This is a genomic window from Thermoactinomyces sp. DSM 45891, from assembly GCF_900119485.1.
Classification (GTDB): domain Bacteria; phylum Bacillota; class Bacilli; order Thermoactinomycetales; family Thermoactinomycetaceae; genus Baia.
Window position 1 is genome coordinate 1 of the sequence record NZ_FPJZ01000034.1, and the last position, 6,406, is coordinate 6,406.

General features: G+C 41.3%; 6 protein-coding genes. 4 read left to right on the forward strand and 2 right to left on the reverse strand.

The window, feature by feature from the left end; all coding sequences use genetic code 11:
* Positions 1–1,127 (reverse strand): alpha-helical endospore appendage domain-containing protein (locus BT147_RS14680; protein ID WP_502688576.1); only part of this gene is annotated, 1,127 nt, incomplete at its 3' end.
* 350 nt (positions 1,128–1,477) lie between these two features.
* Between BT147_RS14680 and BT147_RS14685 the strand changes: the two genes are divergently transcribed.
* Together BT147_RS14685 and BT147_RS14690 are read left to right on the forward strand one after the other, a co-directional pair.
* On the forward strand, positions 1,478–2,593 hold the full coding sequence (locus tag BT147_RS14685) for a hypothetical protein (protein ID WP_072337030.1): 1,116 nt from the start codon (positions 1,478–1,480) through the stop codon (positions 2,591–2,593).
* A 359-nt stretch (positions 2,594–2,952) separates the two neighbouring features.
* Positions 2,953–3,849, forward strand: a complete 897-nt coding sequence (locus BT147_RS14690) for an ATP-dependent DNA ligase (protein ID WP_072337032.1) — start codon at positions 2,953–2,955, stop codon at positions 3,847–3,849.
* A gap of 22 nt (positions 3,850–3,871) precedes the next feature.
* On the opposite strand, the gene BT147_RS15690 is transcribed toward BT147_RS14690, so the two are convergent.
* The gene (locus tag BT147_RS15690; protein WP_177239863.1) at positions 3,872–4,072 is read right to left on the reverse strand and encodes a hypothetical protein; all 201 of its coding nucleotides are present in this window, start codon (positions 4,070–4,072) and stop codon (positions 3,872–3,874) included.
* 106 nt (positions 4,073–4,178) lie between these two features.
* Between BT147_RS15690 and ligD the strand changes: the two genes are divergently transcribed.
* Positions 4,179–5,108, forward strand: coding sequence for a non-homologous end-joining DNA ligase (gene ligD / locus BT147_RS14695; protein WP_072337034.1), 930 nt, complete (start codon positions 4,179–4,181; stop codon positions 5,106–5,108).
* Complete coding sequence (locus tag BT147_RS14700; RefSeq protein WP_072337036.1) at positions 5,105–6,406, forward strand: amidohydrolase; 1,302 nt, start codon at positions 5,105–5,107, stop codon at positions 6,404–6,406. The genes ligD and BT147_RS14700 overlap by 4 nt, the downstream gene beginning before the upstream one ends.

Here is a 6,406-nt window from a genome sequence, read left to right on the forward strand (position 1 = left end):
CCTTGAGGTCCGGTAGTACCTTGAGGTCCGGTAGTACCAGTAAGACTGAGTTCTGCAACGATTGCTTTAACGATATCTGCAATGGGCCCTGACGCTCCAGTTGGTACTTCTAAGCTCACATTGGCAGAGCCAGGTGTTACCGTAATTTCTAATGTATCGGATATAAAGTTTAGTGTGTCGCCGAAACCGAGTGGAACACTTCCGCTTGCACCTGAATTTCCTTGAACTAAAAATAAAAAATCACCTGTAACAAAAGTTCCTGTCGGCCCCTGAGGCCCAGTATTCCCTTGAGGCCCCGTAGTACCTTGAGGTCCAGTGTTTCCTTGAGGTCCTGTGCTTCCTTGAAGTCCCGTGTTTCCTTGAGGCCCAGTGGCGCCTTGAGGCCCGGTAGCACCCTGAGGTCCCGTAGCACCCTGAGGTCCAGTGCTCCCTTGAGGTCCAGTGTTTCCCTGAGGTCCCGTAGCACCCTGAGGTCCCGTGTTTCCTTGAGGTCCCGTTTCACCTTGAAGCCCCGTGTTCCCTTGGGGTCCCGTGTCTCCTCGAGGCCCGATAGATCCCTGAGGTCCCGTAGCACCCTGAGGTCCAGTGTTTCCCTGAGGCCCTGTGTTTCCTTGAGGTCCCGTATTTCCTTGAGGTCCAGTGTTTCCCTGAGGTCCAGTGTTTCCCTGAGGCCCTGTGTTTCCTTGAGGTCCTGTGCTTCCTTGAAGTCCTGTGTTTCCTTGAGGCCCAGTGGCGCCTTGAGGCCCGGTAGCTCCTTGAGGCCCGGGAGGCCCTCCTGATGGCCCAGTGGCGCCAGTCGGTCCAGGAAAGCCCGTTGGCCCTCTTGTAACGTCTGTTCCTAACACGTTTTCTAACTTCTCATTTAAAATCCATTCTTTTTTTCCTATCACATTAATCGTGTCACGAACACTTGCATTGATTGTAAGCAAGTCGGTAATCGAAGGTTGAAAGTTTGTGGATATTCCTGGAAGGGTCCCTAGAACATATTGAAGTTTTTCTCCTTCCGCATTAATGATATGGCTAAGACCTAATTCTTCTAGTGCAATGGATGACAGTAACAGGTTTACTGCATCTTCACGAGTAATTGAAATATTAGGTGTAATGTTAGGTATATTGGATTGAGACAAGATATTCCCCCCTTACTTTAGTAGGTACTTACCTAACAGTATTCATATTTCACTAATGAAATTAATATTACGACAACGATATTTATTCCGATAAGGAATAGAATCAGTTAGAGAGTGATGGCACTACCAATCATGGTTATATTAGAACACTCATTGAAATGATTACATTTTCAGCAACTGGATTAATTTGATACTAAAAGTCGAATTTGCTTAGGTTGATTTGATTCTTGTTCTATATCTGAAATCTAACTTACACAGTTGTAATGTTGGAGTAAGGTAAAACGATATATGAACCCAATCCTTTTTGCTAAACTAGTATATGAATCCATTAACAGAAAGGAATTTTTTCGATGAAATTAGCTTTTAAAAGAACATGTATTTATATGACAGCCACAAGTATTATGATAGGTGCTGTTGTTCCATCTCTGTCTCATGCAGAAGAAAATATTTCCAATTCTAAATCTATAAACATAAAAGCATCTGCTTGTACTCTTCCTTACACAGATTTGAAAAAAGAATGGAACCAGATGACGATGGATCGTTATATTAGCCGAGCAGCACAACAAATTTGGTTAACATGGGGCGAGACGGAAAAGATTTGGTCTGGAATCAAATTAAATAAATATAAAAAAGCGCTCATCACGGACAGTGAAAAAGTATGGATTATTGATATTGATAAAAAAACAATTGAAAAGATTTCGTATAATAGTTTGCCTAATGAGTTTAAAGACATTCCTTTTTTTAATACGATTCAGTATCAAGGGGAAGATGCTGTTTTTTATAAACTAGAGAAAGATCAATTTAAAAAGTCTTATCATCGAGGGGAGTTTGAATCTCTTCCTAATTCGAATCTTGCCTATGTGATTATGACACACGAGGCATTCCATGGGGAACAAAATTGGAGGGACGCACCTGAACAATCAGAAGATGTACCTTCAGAAAATATAAAGGGACGCATTCAGCGTCTAGAAATAGTTCGAGCGCTTCGTAGTGCTGTTTTGAACCCTACAAAAGAAAAACAGTATCTTCAGGCTGCAGCTTGGTGGTATAAGCAATATAAAGAACAAAATCCGAAGGAGCATCAATTCGTTCATTTTTATGATGTGATAGAAGGATCGGCTCGTTATTTTGACATGGCTTTAAATGCACGCTCGATTGTAGGAATCAATGCAAAAAGAGAAGATATTTTCAAGAAGTACCAAAAAATGATCGAACTTGATTATACCTTAACTTCTGATAGATATGGAAAAACTAGCCTATTGAAAGATCCAGGAATCGAGTCCTATGATATTGGGGGTCTAGCCGGAGTGCTTCTCGAAAAACATCAATATCCAAATTGGACTAAATCGGTAGAAAGCGGAATAAGACCACTCGATATTCTTCTAGAAGGAATAAATCCTGCTCCGCAAGAGAATTCTCCTGAAGTAAAAAAACTAATAGAAGATTCCTTATCTGAGAAAAGATAGTAAAAGTTTTGGAAGTGAAAATATCACATCCTTAAAGAAAGATTGTTCTATAAAAAAACACCCCTTAGAGAGGCTTCTATTCTCTCAGAGGGGTGTTTTTTTATAGACCTGATATTTATTTGATGGACATTTGCGTTACATGGTCACTGATTTTATAGACGACCTAATCGGTTGCATCAATCCATATGAGGAAATTTTTATTATACAGGCCCTGTCTGAAGAGCTTCATCAGTTTTTGCACGAATGGTCATTGGATCGGAAGAGGGAAATGGATTTATCGCTCTTTAGCCAGATGGAATCAAGAGTATTGTATACCTAGAAGATCCATACTAAAAGGGTTGAAGAAGGTGGGGTGTAAAATGATACGACCGATGGAGCCTGTGTTAATTCAAGAAATAAAATATAGCTCTGATTATGTGTATCAGGTGAAGTGGGATGGGGTACGTTTAATAAGCGAAATTGAAAATGACCAAGTGCAAATGTATACAAAAAAAGGCCAAGATCGAACAAACACCTATGTAGAAATTAAACAGGAGATTATAAACAAGTTTGCTACACAAACAAAATCCGTACTTGATGGGGAAATAATAGCATGGAAAGAACGAAAGCCAGACTTTTTTCAAGTGATGAAGCGAGATCGATTAAAGGAATCTTGGCGGATCCAAACCGCCATACATACAAATCCTGTATATTACATGATTTTTGATCTGTTATGTTGGCGAGGAAAATGGATAACAGACCAACCACTATGGAAAAGGCAACACATATTAGAAAGGGAATTTTCTCACGGAGAGTTTATACAGGTTTGCCCAACGTATGATGAGCCTGAAGAATTAATTCAGTTAACACGAGCAACAAATTGGGAGGGAATTGTTTGTAAAGAAAGGGAAGGGCTTTATCATCTTGAAGAAAAACATCCAACATGGTTGAAATATAAAAACTGGAAATACATTACGGGGGACGTAATCGGAGTAAGTATTAAATCCAATTTAGCATATTCTATATTAATCGGGATAAAAAAAGATAATGGGTACCGTTACATCGGAAAAGTATCATCCGGATTATCTATAGAGGAAAAGCAGTTGATTACCAACTGGGCAAGAGAGATCGCTATTCCGAAATCAATTATAAAACAGCCTCCGCAAATACAGGAAGAGGTCATTTGGACCCCGCCTGTATTGCAAGTGGAAATTGAATTTCTAGAGTGGACACCAGATGGTACTATGCGTTCAGCAAAATGTCTGGGCTTCAAATAGCGTAACTGAAGCCCAGAACAGATTAAAAGACAACGATGGGAGGTAAGAATGGGGCATAAGGGGGAACGAATGGTGGTAATAAAGGTGGAATAGGTAGTGGATATGGCGGAAACGGAACTGGAAACGGGACTGGAGGATAGGGAAACGGACCTGGACGATAGGGACCCGGGCGATAAGGTGGATGTGGATGCGGATAAGGTGTATATGGAGGGCGTGGTGGCATGTGATTACCTCCTTGTCATTAAAATTTGATGTCTTGTTTTACACTATGACAAGAGTCTAAATCTGGTACATCATCCGAGGATAAATAGGCAGGTGTGGAGGCATTTATGGGTAAAAAAGTCAAACAGACAATTCAAATAGAAGGGTATGAAATTGACATCTCAAACTCAGATAAACTTTTGTTTCCACAAGCTGGTATTACCAAGTGGGATTATCTGCTTTATCTCACACAGTTGGGATCCTACCTGTTACCCTATACAAACAATCGTTTATTAACTACCGTTCGATATCCGGATGGAGTGGATGGAGAACATTTTTATCAAAAGAATTGCCCTAAAAAGAAGCCTGATTTTGTAGACACGATGAAGGTAGATGAGACGGAGTATATTCTCCTAAATAATCTTCCTACTTTAGCGTGGCTAGCGAATTTGGCTTGTTTGGAATTTCATGTATCCTTTCACTACACTACGAATATGAATGCACCAACAGAAGTCGTATTTGACTTGGACCCTAGCACACCTGAGTTCGGCCCTGTACGAGAGACTGCATTGCAACTTCAGCAGATCCTACAGTCACTCGGATTACAATCATTTCCGAAAACATCCGGAGCTACGGGACTACAAGTTTACATTCCAATTGAAAACCGATATACATTTGATCAGACTCGAAAAGTAACTCAATTCATAGCAAGATACTTAGCAGAGCGCTACCCAAAATTGATTACGGTAGAGCGATTGGTGAAAGACCGTGGGAATAAAGTGTATGTGGATTATCTACAGCACTGGACAAAAAAGACATTGATCGCTCCTTATTCCCCGAGAGCGAGATCTTCCGCTACTGTATCAGCTCCGTTAGAATGGGATGAGTTAGCACTTTTATCATCACCTACCGAATTTACTCTGTCTACGATGATTGAAAGGATTCAACAAAAGGGGGATTTATTTGCAACTATGGTTCAAGGTCCTAGAGAGAGCTTGGATGATATACTAAGCTTTGTAGAAAGACAATCTATATATAAACATGGGGGACAAAGATGAAAACATTATTTACAGAAGCGGTTGTTATTTCCATGGAAGAGGGCACTGCACCTATTCAAAATGGCAACATGGCAATCGAAGATGGCATTATTACATATGTAGGCTCTGCATTAACAGTAGAGGAACAAGACCAATACGATGAAATTGTACCATGCAAAGGGAAAGCAATATTACCTGGCTTTGTAAATACACATGGTCACTTGGCTATGACATTATTACGCGGATACGCAGACGATCTTCCTTTGCAACAATGGCTTGAAAATGAAATATGGCCAATGGAAGGCAAAATGACTGCTGAACATGTAACCGCAGGAGCAAATCTAGCGGTACTCGAGATGATTCAAGGTGGAACGACTACCTTTTTAGATATGTACGATAACATGGATGCAGTTGCGAATATAGTGGAGCAGACTGGGTTACGGGCACGTCTCACACGGAGATGCATTGGATTCGGGGATGATGCTCTTCGAAAAAGTAAACTAGAAGAAGCCACTTCTTTTGCCAAACGATGGAACGGGGCTGCTGGGGGCCGGATCACAACGATGATGGCGCCTCATTCTCCCTATACTTGTGATCCTGCATTCATTCTCCACTTTGTCGAAAAGGCGGCCGAACTAGGCCTCCCTATTCATACTCATATGTCCGAAACGAAAGCAGAAGTGGAATTAAATGTCCGTGAGTATGGAGCCAGACCGGTTGAACATTTAGATCAATTGGGCTTCTTTGATATCCCATCTTTAGTTGCGCATGCTGTTCATCTCACAGAAGAAGAAGTGGAACTCCTTGCAAAAAAGAATGTTAAGATTGCCCATAATCCTGGGAGTAATCTGAAACTAGGCAGTGGTATTGCGCCTATTACTCAGATGATTGCTCATGGAATGCGGCCTAGCCTAGCCACAGATGGGGCGGCAAGTAATAACAATCTCGATTTATTAGAAGAAATCCAACTAGCCGCACTGATTCATAAAGGACATCTTCAAGACCCCCTCGCTGTTTCGGCTAAAACGGCGCTGGCAATGGGAACCCTTTATGGCGCAGAAGCCCTATTTTTAGACAGCGAAATCGGGACACTCGAAGTTGGCAAACAGGCTGATTTTATTACCCTAGATCTAACCCAAGCACATATGCAGCCTCGTACCGATGTCGTTTCGCACATTGTCTACTCTGCAACCAGATCGGATGTACAAGATGTATTCGTTCAAGGAATCCCACTCATGAAAAATCGCGAAATGCTTACAATTGACTCAGAAAAAGTGATTTTCGAAGCGAATCAAGCTTTTGAAAACTTACGGGGATAA

Bases quoted from the DNA above. Each gene is read 5' to 3' on its own strand.
- BT147_RS14685 (WP_072337030.1), top strand. From the start codon at position 1,478: ATGAAATTAGCTTTTAAAAGAACATGTATTTATATGACAGCCACAAGT.
- BT147_RS14690 (WP_072337032.1), top strand. From the start codon at position 2,953: ATGATACGACCGATGGAGCCTGTGTTAATTCAAGAAATAAAATATAGC.
- BT147_RS15690 (WP_177239863.1), bottom strand. From the start codon at position 4,072: ATGCCACCACGCCCTCCATATACACCTTATCCGCATCCACATCCACCT.
- ligD (WP_072337034.1), top strand. From the start codon at position 4,179: ATGGGTAAAAAAGTCAAACAGACAATTCAAATAGAAGGGTATGAAATT.
- BT147_RS14700 (WP_072337036.1), top strand. From the start codon at position 5,105: ATGAAAACATTATTTACAGAAGCGGTTGTTATTTCCATGGAAGAGGGC.